10 protein-coding genes are annotated in these 20,898 nt (G+C 75.9%); 4 read left to right on the forward strand and 6 right to left on the reverse strand.

Going from position 1 to position 20,898, the window contains the following annotated elements; genetic code table 11:
• Positions 1-46: 46 nt before the first annotated feature.
• The 4 genes from GVV04_RS01295 to GVV04_RS01310 all read right to left on the reverse strand — a co-directional run bounded on the left by GVV04_RS01295 (position 47) and on the right by GVV04_RS01310 (position 13,455).
• Complete coding sequence (locus tag GVV04_RS01295; RefSeq protein ID WP_235965529.1) at positions 47-286, reverse strand: hypothetical protein; 240 nt, start codon at positions 284-286, stop codon at positions 47-49.
• Positions 283-11,556 (reverse strand): non-ribosomal peptide synthetase/type I polyketide synthase, encoded by an 11,274-nt coding sequence (locus GVV04_RS01300; RefSeq protein WP_161683884.1) that lies wholly within the window; start codon positions 11,554-11,556, stop codon positions 283-285. Before GVV04_RS01300 ends, GVV04_RS01295 begins: the two co-directional genes overlap by 4 nt.
• On the reverse strand, positions 11,553-12,812 hold the full coding sequence (locus GVV04_RS01305; RefSeq protein ID WP_161683885.1) for an MFS transporter: 1,260 nt from the start codon (positions 12,810-12,812) through the stop codon (positions 11,553-11,555). The genes GVV04_RS01300 and GVV04_RS01305 overlap by 4 nt, the downstream gene beginning before the upstream one ends.
• Positions 12,813-12,909: 97 nt before the next feature.
• Positions 12,910-13,455, reverse strand: a complete 546-nt coding sequence (locus tag GVV04_RS01310) for an RNA 2'-phosphotransferase (RefSeq protein ID WP_161683886.1) — start codon at positions 13,453-13,455, stop codon at positions 12,910-12,912.
• A 114-nt stretch (positions 13,456-13,569) separates the two neighbouring features.
• Here GVV04_RS01310 and smpB point away from each other — a divergent pair, with 114 nt between their 5' ends.
• The 4 genes from smpB to GVV04_RS01330 all read left to right on the forward strand — a co-directional run bounded on the left by smpB (position 13,570) and on the right by GVV04_RS01330 (position 18,018).
• Positions 13,570-14,058 carry an SsrA-binding protein SmpB gene (gene smpB, locus GVV04_RS01315; RefSeq protein WP_161683887.1) on the forward strand — a complete coding sequence of 163 codons (489 nt, stop codon included), beginning with the start codon at positions 13,570-13,572 and terminating at the stop codon, positions 14,056-14,058.
• Between the two features lie 220 nt (positions 14,059-14,278).
• Positions 14,279-14,962 (forward strand): TetR/AcrR family transcriptional regulator, encoded by a 684-nt coding sequence (locus GVV04_RS01320; protein ID WP_161683888.1) that lies wholly within the window; start codon positions 14,279-14,281, stop codon positions 14,960-14,962.
• A gap of 47 nt (positions 14,963-15,009) precedes the next feature.
• Complete coding sequence (locus GVV04_RS01325; protein WP_161683889.1) at positions 15,010-16,497, forward strand: MFS transporter; 1,488 nt, start codon at positions 15,010-15,012, stop codon at positions 16,495-16,497.
• Between the two features lie 141 nt (positions 16,498-16,638).
• The gene (locus GVV04_RS01330) at positions 16,639-18,018 is read left to right on the forward strand and encodes a hypothetical protein (protein WP_161683890.1); all 1,380 of its coding nucleotides are present in this window, start codon (positions 16,639-16,641) and stop codon (positions 18,016-18,018) included.
• An 8-nt stretch (positions 18,019-18,026) separates the two neighbouring features.
• Here the strand turns inward: GVV04_RS01330 and GVV04_RS01335 are convergent, their stop codons facing one another.
• Both GVV04_RS01335 and GVV04_RS34215 read right to left on the reverse strand, forming a co-directional pair.
• A complete protein-coding gene (locus tag GVV04_RS01335) occupies positions 18,027-19,226 on the reverse strand; it encodes an RtcB family protein (protein WP_161683891.1) in 1,200 nt (399 codons plus the stop codon).
• A gap of 529 nt (positions 19,227-19,755) precedes the next feature.
• Positions 19,756-20,751, reverse strand: a complete 996-nt coding sequence (locus tag GVV04_RS34215; RefSeq protein WP_201752778.1) for a LuxR C-terminal-related transcriptional regulator — start codon at positions 20,749-20,751, stop codon at positions 19,756-19,758.
• Positions 20,752-20,898: the final 147 nt, after the last annotated feature.

Here is a 20,898-nt window from a genome sequence, read left to right on the forward strand (position 1 = left end):
ACGACAATAAATGTCCCCGACCGTCCACGATGGCCGTCGCCACAGGTCAGGGCTCTACACGCATCGCCCTGATCCCGGTGCTGAACGTCGCGGTGACGGCGGGGACGGCGACCAGCGCCGGGAAGATCAGCATCGCTGTCCCGCTGGAGAACCGGGCCAGCAGCAGCCCGGCCAGCCCTGGGGCGAGGGCCGCCGCCGAGGTGGCCGCCAGGGACATGACGCTGACCACCCGGCCCTGACGCCGGTCCGGGGTGATCGCCGCCTGGTAGCTGCGGGCGCCGCTCACCGGGGCGAGCCGTCGCCACCCCGGGCGTCCGCGACCGCTCGGGTCAGGATGTCGACGTACCGGCGGCACCGGCCGGCGACGGTCGCCTCGTCGAACAGGTCCGTCGCATACTCGACGACACCCCGCAGGCCACCGTCGGCGGGGGTGACCATCAGCGCCCAGTCCCGGCGCGCGCAGTCCAGCCCCTGATCGGTGACGTCCGTGACCAGCCCCGCCAGGCGCAGCGGCGGCATCCCCGGATTCCAGGCGAAGATCGCACCGGTCATCGGCGGCGGATCCCCCATCCGCCAGTCCGGGTCGACGACGGCGTGGAGGACCGGCAACGGCGCGGGCTGGTGCCGCACCGCGTCGAGGAACACCGCGTCGGTCCGGGCCGCCAGGTCGACGAGGGGCTCCCCGTCGCGCAGCCCCACCCGCAGCGGCAGGGTGCTGGCGAACAGGCCGACCACCGGCTCCAGCTCCCGCCGCTCCCGGTGGGCGTACGGGCAGGACAGCACGACGTCCCGGGCCCCGGTCAGCTCGCCGACCAACCGGGCGTACGCGGCGGCGAGCAGCGGGAACAACGTTAGGCCCGCGTCGACGGCGAGCCGGTTCAGGCGGCCGGTCAGCTCGACCGGCACGTCGAAGGCGTACTCCGCCCCGCGGCCCGACGGCGTGGCCGGCCGGGGCCGGTCGGTGGGCATCGGGACGGCCCGGGGCGCGTCGGCGAGCCGGTCCCGCCAGTGGCGCAGCACCGCCGGCGGGACGCCGGTCGCCCGCTGCCGGCGCGCGTGGTCGACGTAGCGCAGCGCCGGCGCGCGGTCGGGCGGCGCACCCGAGTAGCCCCGCCCCAGCTCGTCGAGAAGCTGGAGCATGGACCAGCCGTCCCCGCACAGGTGGTGCACGACCATCAGGAGCACCCAACGGTCGCCGGTCAGCCGGGCGAGGCGGGCCCGCAGCCACGGCCCGTCGGCCGGGAACGGCGCCCGGCCGGCCGCCACGCACCACGCCCGCGCCCCGGCGAGGTCGGCGGTGGCGAGGTCGGTCACCGGCACCGGGACCGGCCGGTGGGCCAGCACCTCCTGCACCACCGCGCCGTCGCGCGCCACGACGCGGGTACGCAGGGCCTCGTGCCGGGCGACGAGGGCCTCGACCGCCGCCGCCAGTGCGGGCACGTCGAGCGGGCCGGCGAGGTCGACGCGTACCGCCATGTGCACGGCCGCCGGGTCGGGGGCCAGGCGCTGCCGGTGCCACATCAGCTCCTGCTGGTACGTCGCCGGCGCCCGGTCCCGCACCGCGACGTCGCACTCCACCGGGGCCGGGCCGGGGTCCGGGACCGGAGCGACGGAACCGGCCCGGTCACCAGGGTCCACCGGGGCGCCCGGCCCGGCCGATCCGCCGGGCCCGGCCGGGGCGGTGAGGGCGGGCGGGGCGGTGGGGGCGGGCGGCGGGTCGGCGGCCATCGCGCGGACGCCCGGGCTGCGCAGCACCCGGTCCACCCCGACCTCGACGCCGAGCGCCTCGCGTAGCCGGTTGGCCAGGCGGACCGCGCCCAGGGAGTCGCCCCCCGCGGCGAAGAAGGAGACGTCCAGCGGGACCCGGGCCACGCCCAGCTCCGCGCACCAGGCGTCGTGGACGAGCCGTTCCCGGCCGGGGCGCGGCTCCTCCCCGGCGGGCGGCTGGTCGGGAGCCGGGAGCCGGGCGACGTCGACCTTGCCGGTGTCCCCGGTGGGCAGGGCGTCCAGCGTCACCCACGCCCGAGGGACGAGGTGGGCCGGCAGCCGCTCCCCCAGCTCGGCGGTCAGCCGGGCGGTCCGGGCGGCGGGCGGCTCGCCGTCGTCGCCGCCGACCACGTACCCGACCAGGTACGGCTCGGCCCGGTCGTGCCGAGCGACGACGGTGGCCTGGCGTACCCCCGGCAGGAGCGCGAGCGCGGCGGCGGCCTCGCCCGGCTCGACCCGGTGCCCGGCGATCTTCACCTGGTCGTCGACCCGGCCGAGGAACTCCACCGTGCCGTCGCCGCGGAGCCGGACCAGGTCCCCGGTCCGGTACATCCGGCCCCCGGGCGTCGCGGCGAACGGGTCGGGCAGGAACGCCGCCGCGGTCGCCGCGGGCCGGCCCAGGTAGCCCCGGGCGAGCCCGGTGCCGCCGACGTACAGTTCGCCGGCCGCGCCCGGCGGCACCGGCCCGCCACGCCGGTCCAGCACGTACAGCCGGCGGTGGTCCACGGGCCGACCGATGTCGATCGGACCGGGGCCGTCGGCCGGCACCGGGCCGGCGGTGGTGACGACGACGACCTCGGTCGGGCCGTACGCGTTGAGCACCGCCGCCGGGTACCCGGCGGGCGGCCGGCGGCGCAACTGACTCCCGCCGACCACCAGGGCCCGGACCGTCGGGGCGGGCGGCGTCGGGAGCGCGAGCACCAGCTCGGCGAGGGGCGCCGGCAGGAAGGCGACGGTGACCCCGGCCCGGCGCCACTGCGCGACCAGCCGCGCCGGGTCCGCGCGCACCCGCGACGGCACGAGGTGCAGGGTCGCCCCGGCGGCGAGCGCCGGGTGGATCTCGGCGAGGTTCGCGTCGAACCCGAGGCCGAGGGCATGCGCCACGGTGTCCGCGCCGGTGAGGGCCAGGGCGCGCGCGTGCCAGTCGACGATGTCCACGGCGGCCCGGTGTGGCACGCCCACCGCCCTGGGCCGGCCGGTCGATCCGGAGGTGTACACGCACCAGGCGAGGTGCCCGGGCCCGGCCGCGTCGACCGGGTCGGGCAGGTCCGGCTCGGCGGGCCCGTCCACCAGCACCCGGACCACCCCGGCGGGGGCCCGGACGGGGTCGGGGACGTCGGCGGCAGTCAGCAGCAGGCGGGCGCCGCTGTCGGCGAGCAGGTCACGCAGCCGGGCCGCCGGCAGGCCCGGGTCCAGCGGCAGGAAGGCCGCGCCGGCCATCAGCACGGCGAGCTGCGCCGCGACCAGCTCCGGCCGGCGCGGCAGGAGCACGGCGACGAGGTCGTCCGGCCCGACGCCGTGCGCCGCGATCCGCCGGGCCAGGTCCCGGGCCCGGTCGCGCAGTTCCCGGTACGTCCACCGACGCTCCCCGGAGACCACGGCGACCGCGTCGGGGGTCCGGGCGGCCTGCCGGACGAACAGGTCGTGCAGCCGATCGGCGGCGGGTTCGGGTTGCGGCCCGACCGGGCGGACGGCCGGATCGTCGAGCCGGTCGGCCAACCGGGACAGCGGCAGGCCCGGCTCGCGGGTCAGCACATCCAGCAGCCGGTGGAGGTGGTCGAGCAGCCGGTCCACGGTGGCCCGGTCGAGCACCTCCGTGCGGTACTCGACGTGGCAGCGCAGCGTCCCGCCGTGCGACAGGTAGACCATCAGGTCGACCGGAGCCTTGTCCAGTCCCACCGGCAGGGGCTCGGCGGTGACGCCCGGCAGGTCGAAGGCGAACGCCTCGGGGCCGCTCTCGTACTCCACGACCACGTCGAAGAGGGGATGACGGCCGGCCTCGCGGTTCGGGGCCACGGCGTGGACCAGGGCGTCGAACGGGACCCGGTCGTGCTCGTACCCGTCGGCGGCGGTCACCCGGACCCGGGCGAGCAACTCCCGGAAGGTCGGGTCGCCGGTGAGGTCCAGCCGCAGCGGGAGGGTCCGGACGAAGAACCCGATCAGGTCGGCGGTTTGCTCGTCCCGGCCGCCCGTGCCGGTGCCGATCACCAGGTCTGCCTGGCCGGTGAACCGGAACAGCAGCACCCCGAACGCGCTCAGCAGGACGGTGAACGGGGTGACCCGCTCGTCCCGGCCGAACCGCCGTACCCGCTCCGCCAGCTCGGCGGGCAGCTCCCGGAAGACGCTCTCCCCCGCTGCCGACGGCAGCGCCGGGCGGGTCAGGTCGGACGGGATGACGAGGGTGGGCGGGGGCGGGTCGAGCCGGCCCCGCCAGTAGGCCAGGTCCTTGTCGTCGGGCTCGCCGACGCCGGCCGCCGCCAGCTCCGGGTAGGTGACCGGCAGCGGCGGCAGATGGGGGTCGGCGCCGGCAGCGCGGGCCCGGTAGCAGGCCGAGACCTCCCGGGTGAGCACGGCGTACGACCCGCCGTCGGTGGCCAGGTGGTGGAACGTCAGCACCAGCACGTGGTGGGTGGCGGAGAAGCGCAGCAGCGTGAAGGCGAACACCGGCCCACGGGCCAGGTCGGACACCCCCCGGCTCCCGGCGGCCAGCGCGGCCCGGACCACCGCGTCCTCGGCCTCGCCGGCATGGTCGCGCACCGGGCACTCCACCGGCACCCACGCGGATACGACCTGCCGGGGCTCCCCGTCGACCTCGGCGTAGCTGGTGCGCAGCGGGGCGTGCCGGTCGACCACGTCCCGCAACGCGCCCCGCAGCGCGGCGTGGTCGAGCGGGCCGCGCAGCCGCACGGCCACCCCCTCGTGGTACGCGGGGGTGCCCGGGTGCAGCCGCTCCACCAGCCAGAGCCGGCGCTGCGCGGACGACAGCGGCGCGGTCCGGACAGCCCCGCCGGTTGCGTCGGTTCCTGCGGTTCCTGCGGTTGCGTCGAGTGGCGGGGGCACCGGGCTGCCGGGGGCCGGCGTCGGTGCCGCGCTGGCCGCCGGGGGCCCGGTGGGGGCGGCGATCCGGCGCGGGGTGGCCCGGCGCAGTGCGTCGAGCGCCGGCAGGCCGGCACGGACCGCGTCCCCCGGGAGTCCGAAGTCGACGAAGCAGGCGATCTCGTCGACGCCGGCGTCGAGCACCGCCTCGACCACCGCCCGGCAGCCTCCCGGGGACCCGATGAGCGCGCGCTCGGCGCAGTACCGCTCGTACGCCCGGGACAGCACGAACCGGACGTCGTCGTCCGGGGTGTCGGCCAGGTCGACGTTCATGCCGAGGCTGTTGACCACCTGCCCGAGCAGGCTGAACGAGGAGCGCAGGTAGGCGCAGAACGGCTCGAACGCCTCGGCCCGGGCCCGCTCGGCGTCCTCGCCGAGGTAGGCGTGCAGCAGCACCACCACGCGCCCACCGGCCGGGTCGAGCCCGTGCTCGGCCCGGGTACGCCGATACAGGGCGACGTTCTCGGCGAGACGCGCCACGTCCTGCGTCATCAGGTTGGTCACCACGCCGACGTCGCGGCGGGCGGCCTCCCGGTAGCTGTCCGGGTTGCCGACGATCGCGGTGAAGACCGGCGGCTCCGCCTGGACCGGCCGGGGGAACAGGCGTACCGCGATCTGCTCGCCGCTGCCCGACCGGGCCGGCACCGACTCCCCGCGCCACAGCCGCCGGACGGTGTCCAGGTGCTCGTACATCACCTGTTTGTGCCGCCCGAAGTGGTCGGGCTGGAAGACGAAGTCGTTGGCGTGCCAGCCGGGCGCGCAGCCGAGCCCGATCCGGCCGCCGGAGAGGTTGTCCACCATGGACCACTCCTCCGCGACCCGGACGGGATGGTGCAGGGGCAGCACGACCGAGCCGGCGTTGAGCCGCACCCGCCGGGTGCGCGCCGCGAGGGCGGCGGCGAGCACGGACGGGTTGGGGAAGAGACCGCCGAAGGAGTGGAAGTGCCGCTCCGGCATCCAGACGGCGTGGAAGCCGTGCACGTCGGCGAACTCCGCCGCGTCGAGGACGACCCCGTACTTGTCGTCCCGGTCCTGGTCGGGGTAGTCACCGAAGAAGTAGAGGCTGAAGTCGGCGGTGTCCGGCGCGGCCACCGGCGGCGCGACGGCGTCCGTGGAAGCGACGACCGGCACGGCGGCGAGGGACACGGCGGCAACCGGCTCGGCGGCGAGGGGGCGGGCGGCGGACTCCGCAGCCGACGACACCGCCGGGGTCGCGCCTGCCGGCGGGCCGTCGACGAGCCCGGAAGCGGCGCCGAGCAGGGCGAGCTGCTGCTGCATCAGGTCCAGCTGCCGATGGATGATGCCGGCCAGCTCGCCCGGCACCGGCCGGCCCCCGCCGGCGACGAGGCCGGCCGGAGCCGGCCCGAGCGGCTCCGGCCCGGGCGACTCCCGTCCGAGGGACTCCCGTCCGAGGGACTCCCGTCCGAGCGGCTCCCGTCCGAGCGGCTCCGGCCCGAGCGGCTCCGGCCCGGTCGCGGGGGACCCGGCCGCCCGGTGCCGCCCGGGAGGCGCGGTCGCCCCCGGGTCCGTCGCCCCCGGGGTGGCGGTGGTGATGGCGGCGGCCAGGCGGCGGGGGGTGTCGACGGCGGTGAACAGGTCCCGCACCGGCACCCGGACGGCGAAGGCACGGTCGATCTCGCGGGACATGGTGATCAGCAGGAGCGAGTCGGCGCCCAGGGCGAAGAAGCTCTGGTCCGGGTCGACCTCGGCGACGGCCAGGCCGAGCCGCTCGGCGGTCAGCGCCCGCACCCGCTCCAGCACCGCCGAGTCCACCCCCGCCGATTCCTTCCCCACCGCCGGAGCCGGCGCGGCGACAGACCCCACGGAAGCGGGCACGACCGACGCTGCCATGACGGCGGGCGGGTCGGCGGCGGGCAGGTCGGCGGCGCGCGGATCGGCGGCGCGCGGGTCGGCGGCGGCGGGCGGGTCAACCCAGAACCGGCGGCGCTGGAACGGGTACGCGGGCAGCGTGGTCCGCCGGCCGCCACAGCCGTCCACGAGCCCTGCCCAGTCCAGCGGAGTCCCCGCGACGTGCAGCTCCGCCGCCGCCCGCCACAGTCCGGCGGCCGGGTCGAGACCGCGGCGCTGGGACGGGACCCAGCGCGGCGCCGGCCCGGCCACGGCGGCGATGCCGGTCAGCACGCAGTCCGCGCCCGCCTCGACCACCGTCCGACAGCCCTCGGCGGCCAGGGCGGACACGGCGTCGTGCCAGCGCACCGGCTCACGCGCGTGCCGGCACAGGTGCTCGGCGTCGGGCCGCCAGCCGGGCGGGTGGACCCGGCCGTCGAGGGCGCTGACGACCGGCAGCCGGGTGGGCCGGAACGCGACCTCGCCGGCCAGCTCCCGAAGGCGGTCCAGCACCGGCGCCACGGCCGCCGAATGGAACGCCCGGTCGACCGGGAGCCGCCGGGTCACCACCCCGAGCCGGGCGGCCCGGGCCGCGGCGGCGTCGACCTCGGCCGGCGGGCCGGCGAGGACGTGCTGGGCCGGCCCGTTGACCGCCGCCAGCTCCAGCGACGAGCCGGCGATCAGGTCGGCCACGACGTGCCGGTCGGCCAGCACCGCCAGCATCGCGCCGGGCGGCAGGCCGTCGGCCATGAGGCGGCCCCGGCAGGCGGCGAGGCGGACGGCGTCGGCGAGGGACAGCGCGCCAGCGACGACCAGGGCCGCGTACTCGCCGACACTGTGCCCGAGGACGTGGTCCACGGTCAGACCCCACGACCGCCACAGCTCGGCCAGCGCCACCCCGACGACGACCAGGGCCGGCTGGGCCACGTCGGTGGGTCGGCCGGCGGGCGGCCGATCCTCGCGCAGCCGGTCGACCAGGTCCCCGCCGCCCGCCTCCCGGTACGCGTCGGCGGCCTCGTCGAGCACCGCGCGGACCACCGGGAACCGCGCCGCCAGCGGGAGCAGCGCCTCGCGGACGTCCCCCTGGCCGGGGAACGCGAGGGCGACCGGCCCGGCGGCGTCCCCGCCGGTGTCGCCGGCGACCACGTCGGCCGGGAGGCCGGCGGCGTGCCGGTCCAGGGCATCGGCCAGCGCGGCGGTCGAGTCGCCGAGGGCGACGAGGCGGTGGCGCAGGTGACGGCGACCGGTGCCGGCGGTCAGCACCAGGTCCGCCAGCGGCGGGGCGGGGTCGGCGCGGAGCCGGTCCCGGTGGGCCAGGGCGAGCGCGGCCAGCGCGGCCGGGTCGGCGGCGGAGAGCGGGAGCAGGCCGGGGACCGGGGCGGGCCGGTCGCCGGGCCTGGGCGGTGGGGGCGGCGGTGGGGGCGGCGGCTCCTCGACGATCACGTGGGCGTTGGTGCCGCCGACGCCGAGGGCGCTGACCGCGGCCCGCCGGGGCGACCCGGTCGCCGGCCAGTCGGCGGCGACGGTGGTGACGGTGAACGGCCCGTCGGCCAGGCCCAGCGCGGGGTTCGGCCGGGTGAAGTTGATCTGCGGCGGGACGCGGCCGGAGCGGACGGTGAGCACGGCCTTGATCAGGCCGGCCATCCCGGCGCAGCTGTCCAGGTGCCCGATGTTGGCCTTCACCGAGCCGAGGAACGCCTGCGCGGGCGCGTACGCCTCGGCGAGGGCGTGGTGCTCGATCGGGTCACCGAGGGCGGTGCCGGTGCCGTGCGCCTCGACGTACCCGACGGAGGCGGCCGACACCCCCGCGTCGCGCAGGGCCCGCCGGACGACGTCCACCTGCCCGGGCACCCCGGGCGCGGTGTAGCCGACCTTTCCGGCCCCGTCGTTGTTGACCGCCGAGCCGAGGAGCACCGCGTGGATGCGGTCGCCGTCGGCGAGCGCCCGGTCGAGCGGCTTGAGCACGACGGCCGCCACCCCGTTGCCGCCGACGGTGCCGTCGGCGTCGGCGTCGAAGGGCCGGCACCGCCCGGTGGCGGACAGGATCGACCCGGGGGTGTGCCGGTACCCGGTGACCTGCGGGACGTGCACCGCCACCGCGCCCGCCAGGGCGATGTCGGCGTCGCCGGCCAGCAGGGCGCGCGCCGCCAGGTGCACCGCGACCAGCGAGGTGGAGCAGGCGGTCTGCACGGTCACCGCCGGGCCGGTCAGCCCGAGCCGGTACGCGACGCGGGTCGCCAGGAAGTCGGGCTGGTTGCCCAGCGCCGCGCCGATGGTGGTGGCCGGGTCGGCCGAGCCGACCGCCTGCGGGAGCTGGTGGCGCAGGTACGTGTGGTGCGGGTACAGGTTCATCCCGCCGCCCGCGTACACGCCGATCCGCCGGCCGTCGGTCTCACCGGGGCAGCCGGCGTCCTCGAGGGCGTGGTGGCAGGTCTCCAGGAACAGCCGGTGCTGCGGGTCCAGCAGCTCGGCCTCGCGGGGGCTGACGCCGAAGAAGCCGGCGTCGAAACCGGCGACGTCGTCCAGGATGCCGCTGGCCGCCACGAAGCCGGAGGCTCGCACGGCCTCCTCGGGCACCCCGGCCGCGGCCAGCTCCTGCGGGTTGAAGAAGTGGACGCTCTCCACCCCGGCGAGCAGCCGCTCCCAGTACTCGTCGGCGGTGCCCGAGCCCGGGAACCGGGCGGCCATGCCGACGATCGCGACCCGCCGGTCCGCCGGGAATGCCTGCGTCGGCGCGTGGCCGGCGCTCGGACCGGCGCTCGGACCGGCGCTCGGACCGGCGGCGAGGTGCGCGCTGAGGGCGTCGACGGTGGGGTGGGCGAACAGCGCCGGCTGCGGGACCGGGCGGCCCAGGGCCTGCTCCAGCCGGGCCCGGAACCGCACGATCTCGACGGAGCCGACGCCCAGCTCGTAGAACGGCCGGTCCGCGTCGACCGGCCGGCCGAGGACGTCGGCGAGCGCGGCACGGACGACGGTTCGCATCGCCGCCCGCCCGGGTCCGGCCTGCGGCGGCTCCCCCACCGGGCCCGCACCGCCCCCCGCCGGCTCCGCGCCCACACCCGCCGGGCCGGGGCCGGCGACAAAGCCGGCGACGGGGCCAGGGCCGGGGCCGTCGCCGGGCGGGAAGCCGCCGGCCAGGAACCGCCGCCGCAGCTCCGCCCGCTGGGCCTTCCCCCCGGAGGTACGCGGGAACTCCTCCTCGGGCACGGCCAGCACCCGCGCCGGGACGATCTGCCACCGGCGGGCCACCACCGCGGTGAGCGCCTCGGCCACCCGCTGCGCCGGCTCGGCCGCGTCGGGATCGGGGACGTGGAACAGCACCAGCGACTCGGTGCCGGTGCGGGCGTCGGGTACGCCGACGGCGGCGACGAGCCCGGCGCGTACCCCGGCGACCCCGGCGGCCATCCGCTCGATCTCGTGGCAGGGGATGTTCTGCCCGTTGAGGATCAGCAGGTCCTTGGCCCGCCCGGTGACGGTGACCGCGCCGTCGCGCAGGTAGGCCAGGTCCCCGCTCTCCAGCCAGTCCCCGTCGGGGAAGGCCGCGCGGTTCGCCTCGGGGTCGCCGAGGTAGCCGGGGGTGACCCGGGCCGAGCGGACCTGCAGCCGGCCGACCCGGCCCTCGGGGAGCACCGCGCCGTCGGCGTCGACGATGCGCAGCGTGACCCCGGGGGCGGGCCGGCCGACGGACAGGAACTCCGTGCAGTCGGCCGCCGCGTCGTCGTCGACCCACTCCAGGTCGCCGTCGAGGCTGGCCGTGCCGATCCGCTGCCGGCAGCCGGGCGCGGTGAACGACGCGAAGGTGATCCCGGTGCAGGTCTCGGACATCCCCCAGGCCGGGGTCATGGCCGCCGCCGGCACCCCGGTCGCGGCGACGAACGCCTCGAACGTCTCCGGCAGGCACTGCTCGCCGCCGCTGACCATGCGCCGCACCCCGTCGAGGTCCCACCGCCGGCCCGGGGCGCGCGCCACCGCGTCGACAACCAGCCGCAGGCCGAAGTTCGGTGCCCAACTGTGCGTCACCCCGTGCCGGCGCATGAGGTCCAGCCAGCGCGGCGGGTCCGCCAGCACCAGCGGTGTGGCGACGTGGACGGACGTGGCGCCGAGGAACACCCCGCCGAGGTGGTACAGGAGCAGGCCGGCGACGTGGTCCAGCGGCAGCCAGTTGAGCAGCACGTCGCCCGGGCGGACGTCGAGCATCTCGCGGGCGCCGACGGCGTACTCGGACAGGCCCCGGTGGGTCAACGGAATGATCTTCGGGGTGCCGGTGCTGCCCGACGACAGTTGCAGCACGGCCACCCCGGCGGGGTCGGGGGCGGCGTCGGGCTGTTCCCCGGTGGCGTCCGTGTCCCCCGCCGCCAGCTCCGCCACGGCGAGCACCCGGCCGGCCAGCGGCAGACCGGCCAGCCCCGCCACGTCCTCGGCGCCGGCGAGGACGACCGGGGCGTCGAGGGCCCGCCAGGCGTGCAGCAGCGCCGCTAGGGCGGGGCTGTCCGCGTCGTAGCCGGCCGGGGCCCCGACGGTCAGCGGCACGACGCCGCCGAGCACGCAGCCCCAGAACGCCGGCCAGTACTCCGTGCCGGCGGTGACCCGCAGGATCGCCGACGAGCCGGCGGCGACCCCCCGCGCCCGCAGGCCGGCCCGCACCACGCGGGCCCGGGCGAGCAGCGTCGGATGGTCGAGGAACACGCTGCGGCCGTCCTCGTCCACCACCCGGATGCCGGCGTCGGGGAACTCCCGCGCCGCCCGCCGCAGCGCGTCGCCCAGCGTCCGGGGGTGCTCCGGGTCGGCGGGCAGGTCGCCCCCATGGCTGACGGCGGGGCGGCGGGCGGGCGGCACGGCGGTCACGGCGTCACCTCGACGGGTCGGGGGCTCGGTGGACCGTGCCGGTCGGCCGGTCGGAACGTCTGGACGAGGAGGAACGCCAGGGCCGTGGCGAAGGCCGCCCCGTGGGCCACGGCGACAACCGTGAGCGGGGCCGCCCGGTCCAGCGCGGCGGCGCAGCCGACCATGCCGAGGCCGAAGCCGGCGTTCTGCGCCGCGCTGGCGAACCCGAACAGCCGGGCGCGCCAGGGCTCGTCGACCGCCTGGAGCCGGGTGGTGTAGCTGATCTCGGCGTAGCCGTCGGCGGCGCCAGCCGCCACGGTCAGCGGGACCAGCAGCCACAGGGGAGGATCGGTGAAGGCGAGCACGAAGAAGACCGACATCAGGCAGGTGGCGACGCCGAAGGAGCGCGGGGAGCCCACCCCGCCGGTGCGGGCGGCCAGCCGGGCGCACCACCGGCCGGCGACGAGGCTGCCCACCGCCCAGCAGGTCAGGAAGACGGCGGCGTATCCGGCGGGCGAGTCGGGGCGGACCAGGCTGGCCTGCACCGGGATGCCCACGTTGTGCGACGCGGACCCGAACGCGTCGGCGGCGCGTACCCCGATCATCGCCGCCACCACGGGCGCGACCACCCGCAGTATCCCGAAGCCGGCCAGGGCACGCGGGCCGGCGGGCGGCGCGGTCCCGGGCGGGGCGGTGGCCGGCCGGCGGGCCGGCACCCGGGCCAGCAGACCGGCGGACAGCACGTACGTGCCGGCGTCGAGCAGGAACGCCACCTCGTAGCCGAGCTGCGCGACCAGGATTCCCGCCGACGCGAACCCGAGCAGCATCGCCACCGACCGGGCCGCGACGAGCCGGGCGTTGGCGCGGGCCCGCCGATCGGGGCCGGCCAGCTCGGGCAGCTCGCTGCGCAGCGCGACCCCCCACAGGGTCTGCCCGCAGCCGAGCACCACGGCGAGCGCGTAGAGCATCCCAGGCCGCGCCCCGGCGGGGGCCGCGACCAGCAGCGCCAGGGTCACGGCCGACAGCACGTCGGCGCCGATCATCAGGCGGGCACGCCGGCACCGGCCGGCGAGCAGCCCGCTCACCGGCCCCATGAGGAAGCCTGCGGTCATGCGGACGGCCATGAACAGGCCGGTCTGCACGGCGGAGCCGGTGATCTCCAGCGTGAACAGGCCCAGCGCCACCAGATTCAGGTAGCTGCCGTACGTCGACGCCGCGTGCGCGGCCACGACCAGCCGCAGGTCACGCGCCGGACGCCCCCCGTCGGCCCCATCCACCACTGAAGGTCCCCACCATTGTCGATGCCTCCGGACCGCCGATCCTGCCTGCCGGCCGGGCGACTTTCAATGGCGCAGTCGGGATTGCGGGGTGCCCCTACCGTCCCGGGGTGAGGTAACGGGCGGGGACGGCGTCGGTCAGCCACACCCCGTTGGCGCTGCGGTGGAAGAGGTGCCCGTCGCGGGCCATCGCCGCCGCGTCCACGGTGAACACCACCACGGCCCCGCCCCGCCGCGCGCCGACCCGGCGGGCGGTCTCGACGTCCGGCGACAGGTGGACGTGGTGACGGTTACCCCGGTGCAGCCCGGTCGCCCGGATCGAGTCGAGGGCGGTGGCGCCGGTGCCGTGGTGCAGCCGGTCGGGCGGCACCGCCGGCGCCAACCCCAGATCGACCGGGATGGAATGGCCCTGGTTGGCCCGGATCCGTTCGGTCCCGTCGGGGCCCCGCTCCACCGCGAAGCGCTGCTTGTCGTTCTCGGCGACCACCACGTCGAGCGCGTCCCGCCCCACCCGCAGGGCGGCCAGCAGGTCGTCGACCAGGACCCACCCGGCCCGGTCCGGCGTGAGGCCCAGGCGGTGCGGCTCGTGCCGTAGCGCCCGGGACATCCGCTTGCTCAACTTGACCGTGGCGCGGTGATCCATCCCGGCATTGTGACCGGGGGTCACCGCGCCGCTCTACCCGTTTTCCACGCGACGACCGGCTGCGCGGCTGCTAGCCTCTCGCGTTGACGTGGAACCACCATCGGGAGGCCGACCGTGCCCAGGGAGACCGGACGCACCCTCGTCGCCTCGAACAAGAAGGCCCGGCACGACTACGACATCCTCAAGACGTACGAGGCGGGGCTGGTGCTCGTCGGCACCGAGGTGAAGTCGCTGCGGGCCGGCCGGGTCTCGCTCGTCGACGCCTTCGCCCAGGAGCACGACGGCGAGTTGCTGCTGCACGGCCTGCACATCGCCGAGTACGGCTTCGGCACCTGGACCAACCACCAGCCCCGCCGGATCCGCAAGCTGCTGCTGCGGCGCGTCGAGATCGACCGGATCCTCGACCGGACGCGCGAGGGCGGGCTCACCCTCGTGCCGTTGTCGCTGTACTTCGCCGACGGCTGGGCCAAGGTCGAGCTTGCCCTTGCCAAGGGCCGTAAGTCGTACGACAAGCGGCAGGCGATCGCCGAGCGGGACGCCAAGCGGGAGATCGCCCGCGAGTTCGGCCGCCGGCTCAAGGGCGCCCGCGCCCGCCGCGCCTGACCCGCCCCCGCCGCATTCCTTCCCGGCCCCGCCGCCTCTTTCCCGGGCCTCGCCGTGCCCGATCCCGGGCCTCGCCGTGCCCGGCCCCAGACACTTTGCTCACACCGGCATAAGACAATAGCGTTTCGCCCCCTGGAATGCGATACAGATCGCATCCCGGCCTGTAAACGCCCTGGTCCTTACTACGCTCGGGTACGACATCGTTTCGCAGGAGGGGCCAGTGACGAGCGAGCAGCAGCACGCGACGACCCCGGCCGTCCCGCCGGCACGGACCGCCGCGGCATCGGCACGGACCAGCCCGACGCCGGCCGTTCCCGCAGCGCGGACCGCCCCGGCACCGGCGCGGGCGGAACGCTTCCCGGAGCTGCTCGCCACCGTGATCCACCTGCTGCGCGAGGTGGGCTACGACCGGCTGACCATCGACACCGTGGCCGCCCGGGCCCGGGTCAGCAAGGCCACCATCTACCGGCACTGGCCGGGCAAGCCCGAACTGGTCGCCGCGGCCCTGCACGAGCGCCACGTCGACCGGCGCATCCCCGCCGACACCGGCTCGCTGCGCGGCGACCTGCTGGAGATGCTCCGCGTCACCGCTGCCATCTGCACGGCCGACAGCGACCTCATCCAGGCGCTGACCCTGGCCATGCGCACCGCCCCGGAGCTGGAGAAGCTCATCCGACATCAGGTGATGCCGGCCGGCCGCGTCCTCAGCGCCGCCGTCGTCGTCCGCGCCGCCGCCCGTGGCGAGATCCCGCCCGAGGCCGGCGAGCGCGACCTCTTCCACGACCTCGCACCCGCCATGGTGATGTCCCGGATCCTCGCCCACGGGCTCCCCGCCGACGACACGTTCCTCACTGAGCTCGTCGACCAGGTCCTGATTCCCGTTCTGCGGTACCGCGCCGACTGATCCGGCGGTCCGCCCACGCACCGACACCCTTCACGGAAGGCTTCACCATGCCCGGATCCACGTCCAGCGCGCCTGCCTCGCCCGGGGCGACGGCAACCTCCGCGCACCCGCGGCGCTGGGTCGCGCTGGCGATCATCGCGATCGCCCAGCTGATGGTCGTCCTCGACGCGACCATCGTGAACATCGCCCTGCCCAACGCCCAGATCGACCTCAACATCTCCGACGCCGACCGGCAGTGGGTCGTCACCGCCTACACCCTCGCCTTCGGCGGCCTGCTGCTGCTCGGCGGCCGGATCGCCGACTACTGGGGCCGCAAGCGGGCCTTCATCGTCGGCATGGCCGGCTTCGCCCTCGCCTCGGCCCTCGGCGGATTGGCCCAGAGCGGCGGGCTGCTCTTCGCCGCCCGCGCCCTCCAGGGCGCCTTCGGCGCGCTGCTCGCCCCCGCCGCGCTGGCCCTGCTCACCGTGCTGTTCACCGAGACGAAGGAGCGGGCGAAGGCGTTCGCCGTCTACGGGGCGATCTCCGGCGGCGGCGCGGCCGTCGGCCTCCTCCTCGGCGGCGTGCTCACCGAGTACGCCAACTGGCGCTGGTGCCTGCTGGTCAACATCCCGGTCGCGATCATCGCGATCGTCGCCGCCATCCCGCTGGTGCCCGAGAGCCGCGCCCACGGCGACACCCGGTACGACGTACCCGGCGCCGTCGTGGTCACCGCCGGCCTGGTCTCCCTCGTCTACGGGTTCACCAAGGCCGCCGAGGACGGCTGGGACGCCACCGCCACCCTCGCCTTCATCGCCGCCGGCGTGATCCTGCTCGCCGTGTTCGTGGTGATCGAGCTGCGCTCCAGCCACCCGCTGCTGCCGATGCGCATCCTGCTCGACCGCAACCGGGCCGGCGCGTACATCGCCTCCACGCTCGTCGGCGCCGGCCTGTTCGGGGCGTTCCTGTTCCTCGCCTTCTACTTCCAGGTGGTGCTCGACTACAGCCCGCTGGAGGCGGGCCTCGCCTCCCTGCCGGTCACCGCCGGCGTGCTGATCGCCGCCGCCGCGGCCAGCGTCCTGCTCCCCCGCATCGGCGCGAAGCCGCTGATGCTGGCCGGCGCGGTCCTGGCCGGCGCCGCCATGCTGTGGCTCACCCAGATCGACGTGGACACCTCGTTCGCGGCGCACCTGCTTCCCGCCCAGGTCGTCCTCGGCATGGGCCTCGGTTTCACCTTCGTGCCGGTGTCCAGCCTCGCCCTGGTCGGGGTGCCCGAGCACGACGCGGGCGCGGCCAGCGCCACGCTCAACGCCACCCAGCAGATCGGCGGGTCGCTCGGCACCGCCCTGCTGAACACCATGTACACCAGCGCGGTCGCCGGATATTTGGCCACCCGGGTCCCCGGCCCCGCGACCCAGGTCAACGCGCTGGTGCACGGCTACACGGTCGCGTTCGCCTGGGGCGCCGGGCTGATCCTGCTCTCCGGCCTGGCCACCCTGCTGCTGATCAAGGTCCGCCGGGAGGACATCCCGGCCGGTGGCACCGTACACATGGGCTGAGACCGCCCGGGCCATGGCCGGTCCCGGCGCCGCGCACCTAGCGCGCCGCCGGGACCGGCCTTTCCTCTTCCGGTACGCGACGCGCGGGCGACGCCGACCCGCGCGGTGGTATCAAGGACCGGAGTCCGCAGAGGAGGGGCCGTGCAGAGCTTCGCCCGTTCGTTCGTCCGCAACCTCGTGATCTTCACCGTCTGCGGGGCGGCGGGGCCGGTCCTCCTCGTCGTGGGCGCCCTCGGCGTCAGCGAGGTCGGCTCGGGCGAGGGAGGCGTCCCGCTGGCCTTCCTCGCCACCGGGCTGCTGTTCACCCTCGCGATCCCGATCGGCGCCTTCCTGTTCACCCGGGCGCACTTCCGGGTGATCACCGACCGCAACGAGGTGCACGACGCGCACCGGCGCGACGACGACAGCTTCGCCATGTGGACCCCCACGGCCCGGATCCCGTTCCAGGACGGCCGGTTGGCCATGGCCGAGGTGCGCGAGGCGACGTTCGTGACGTACGGCCAGGACTGGGAGGCGACGTACCAGAGCTACGGCGGCGACCTCGACCCCGACGAGCCGAAGGCGCGCATCCGGCTCAGGCTGCGGGTTCACCCCGAGGGCCGTGAGCCGTTCGAGTCGACGGCCACGTGGCGCGTGCCGTCCCTGTGTCTGGCGGCCGTCACCGCGGGGCGCCTCGTCGCCGTCGTCCACCCGGGCGTCCCCGCGAAGTTCGGCATCGACTGGCCGCGCAGCGCCCTGCTGTCGGGCGTCCGGGTCTGCCGGCTGGTCGGGCTCGACGGCCGACGCGTCGACCTGACCGGGCACCCGGATCTCCTCCTGGAGCGGATGAGAACCGCGAGCGCCACGGACCGGATCGCCCTGGACGGCGACACGATCGACCTGCGCCGCGTCGACCCCGCCGTGGCGGCGCAACTGCACAGCCTGGTCGAGCGGGCTGCGGCCGGTCGGCCGATGCCCGAGCCGGTGCCGGACGGCGGGGCCAGGTGGGTGATCGACCGCCTGCCCGGCGCGGAGGGGGCGTTCGGTGGCGTCGACCGCCGGTGGGCACGCCACGGCGGGCAGCTCGTCCGGGGCCGGTTCCTGGAGCTGCGGGGCACGGACACCTTCCAGTACGAGGGCCCGGTGCTGAAGACCGTCCTGCGGCTGTTCCCCGACGGCGGTGCCCCGTTCGACGTCGAGAAGAAGCTGACGGTGCCGATGAACTACCTCGCGCTGCTGCACCGGACGAAGCAGCTCGTCGTGCAGGTCGGCGGGGACCGGCGGTCGTACGAGATCGACTGGGAGCGCACCAACCTCGCCGCCGGCGTCACCCCCGCCGTCGTGATCGGTCCGGACGGCCGGCGGTTCGACCTGGCCGGCCGGTTCGACCCCCTGCTGGCGATCATGCGGCTGCTCGTGGCCCACCGGGTGAGCATTTCCGGCGCCGTCCTGGACCTCCGCGACCGCCACTCCTCCGCAGCGGCGGCGGCGGAGGTCATGGACGTGATCCGACGCACCCCGCTGAGCCTTCGATCAGGCTGAGCCGAGGCTCAGCCCTTCACGCAGACCACCTGCTTGAGGTGGGCGACCACCTCGACCAGGTCCTCCTGCTGGGCCATCACCTCCGTGATGTCCTTGTACGCGGCAGGGATCTCGTCGACCACCCCCGCGTCCTTTCGGCACTCCACCCCGGCGGTCTGCCGCGCCAGGTCGTCCGTGCTGAACGTCCGCTTCGCCTGCCCGCGCGACATCCGCCGCCCGGCCCCGTGCGAGGCGGAGCAGTACGCGTCCGGGTTCCCCTTCCCGCGCACGACGTACGATCCGGTGCCCATCGAGCCGGGGATGATGCCGAGGTCCCCCGCGCCGGCCCGGATCGCGCCCTTGCGGGTGACCAGCACGTCCACCCCGCCGTACGTCTCCTCGGCGACATAGTTGTGGTGGCAGCTGATCGGCTCGTCGAAGCCGACCTGCGGGAGCGCGTCACGGACCACGTTGCAGAGCACGGCCAGCATCACCGCGCGGTTGCGGCGGGCGTACTCCTGCGCCCACCACAGGTCCCGCCGGTACGCCGCCATCTCCGGCGTGCCGGTGAGGAAGACCGCCAGGTCCCGGTCGGGCAGCTCGGCGTTGTGCGGCAGCCGACGCGCGACGCCGATGTGCCGCTCCGCCAGCTCCTTGCCGATGTTGCGCGACCCGGAGTGCAGCATCAGCCAGACCCGGCCGTCGTCCGGGCCGCCCTGCTCCAGGCAGACCTCGATGAAGTGGTTGCCACCGCCGAGGGTGCCCATCTGCCGCTGGGCCCGGGTCTCGAGCTGGGCCACCCGGTTGTCGAGGGTGCCGAAGCGCTCCCAGAAGTCGGCCCAGCCGCGCTGCTCCAGCCCGCGCACCCGGCGCGGGTCGATCGCGGTGTCGCGCTTGGCGAAGCCGACCGGGATGGCCGCCTCGATCGCGGACCGCAGCCCGGCGAGGTCGTCAGGCAGGTCGGCGGCGGTGAGCGAGGTCCGCACCGCCGACATGCCGCAGCCGATGTCCACGCCGACGGCGGCCGGGGAGACCGCCTGCCGCATCGCGATCACCGAGCCGACGGTGGCGCCCTTGCCGAAGTGGACGTCGGGCATCACGGCGACGCCCTCGACCCAGGGCAGCGCGCCGATGTTGCGCAGCTGCCGGGCCGCCTGCTCCTCGATGGCGTACGGGTCGGTCCAGACCCGGACGGGCGCGCGGGTGCCCGGAAGCGGGGTGAATGCCATCGTGTTCTCCTCGTTCGTTCTCGTCTTCTCCGGGGCGGCTGGCCGGATTCCGTTCTCGTCTCGCCCGGAGCGGCTGGCCGTGTTCGGAACCGGCGGTCTCCGCTCTGGCGGGGTGACGCGCTGCCGGGCCGCACCACAGCCGCGAGGCCGGCCCACCGGCGGCGGGACGGGCGTGGGCGGTACGGTCCGACGGGCGGGCGCCGGGGACGAAAGAGCCGCCCGGTCCCGGACTCGGGATGGGCGGCTGCGCGTGTCGCGCTGGCGCTATCCGCGCCACCACCCGGGTTGTCGGCGCTGACACCGGCCGAGGGTCTGCCCACCGGTGAGCAGCGGGGCACCGCCGCGCGGCATGGGCCGCGAGGTTGTGGTGCGTGTGCGCTGCGACACGACGTGCTCCCTGGATCAGCTCGGGTTGGCCTTGTCCGATGAACGTAGGCGAGGGCCACGACGTCCGCAATGGATATCCGGCCGACCCGGCACGCCGGCCCGACGCGCGCCTCCCCGACGCTCGGCGGGTCGGTCGGGGCGGTCAGAGCCAGCCGCGCGCGGACGCCTCGACGCCGGCCTGGAACCGCGTGGTGGCACCCAGCCGGTCGATGACGGAGGCGATCCGGCGGGTGGCGGTGCGCGCGCTGACCCCGAGTTGGCGGGCGATGGCCTCGTCCTTGAGGCCGGCCTTGAGCATCTGGAGCAGCAGCAGGTCCTCGTCGCTCGGCTTGTCGTCGGCCGGCGGGTGGGTGCCGGCGAGCGGTGTGGCCCGACCCCAGTACGCCTTGAACAGTTCGATCAGCGCGTCGAGCAGCCCCGAGGGATGGATCAGCGCGATGTTGTCGTAGGCCCCGCCGGCGAGCGAGACCACCGCCACCCGCAGGTCCATGATCCGTAGCTTGAACGGCAGGCTGGGGAGCATCCGGGCCTGCTCGCCCGCCTCGGCGAGCCTGACCAGCAACTCGAAGCGGCCCGGGCGTCCCATGGACTCCGGGCAGTAGACCGTGCGGATGTCGACCCCTCGGGCGATCAGGTCCTCGGTCTCCGCGATCTCCGCCTCGTTGGTGTCCGGGGTGCCGTCCACGTGCTTCATGTAGGGCGGCCGGTCGAGCACCCACAGGTGGGTTCGCACGGACCGGGTGAGTTCGTCCACCCGCCGGTTGACCGTCTCCCGGCCCGACAGCACCTCCACCCAACGCCCCGGATCGCGGAGCCGAGCTTTCTGGAACTGTTGGGCGAAGTCCGCGACCGCCGCCTGTACGCCGTCCAGCGCCGCTTCCGTCTCCAGCCGGTGCCGGGCGACGAGGGCCGTCAGCGCCGCCTGCGGCCCCATGGCTTCGTACTTTCCCGGCGCTGTCCGTCTCAGCAGGTTGAGCCGGCTCAGCCGGGCGACGGCGCTGCGCACCCGGGCGGTGTTGACGCCCAGCGCGTCGGCGGTCTCCGACAGCGGTTGGTCGGGCTGGATCAGCAGCAGACGGTAGACCTGTTCGTCGAACTCGCTGATGCCCAGTGCGCCCAGCACCGGATCGTTCCGCACGCCCCACCCGCCCCGTATCCACGTTCCCGCTGCGTGGCGCGATTCGCCACGTGACCGAAGACGCCATGAAGATATCTCGACTTCTTTCGGGCTGAGACGTTCACTACTCACCGTCCCACCTGGCGATCTTGCCGGCGGGGGCAGGCC

It is taken from the genome of Micromonospora rubida (genome assembly GCF_009908295.1).
GTDB lineage: Bacteria > Actinomycetota > Actinomycetes > Mycobacteriales > Micromonosporaceae > Micromonospora > Micromonospora rubida.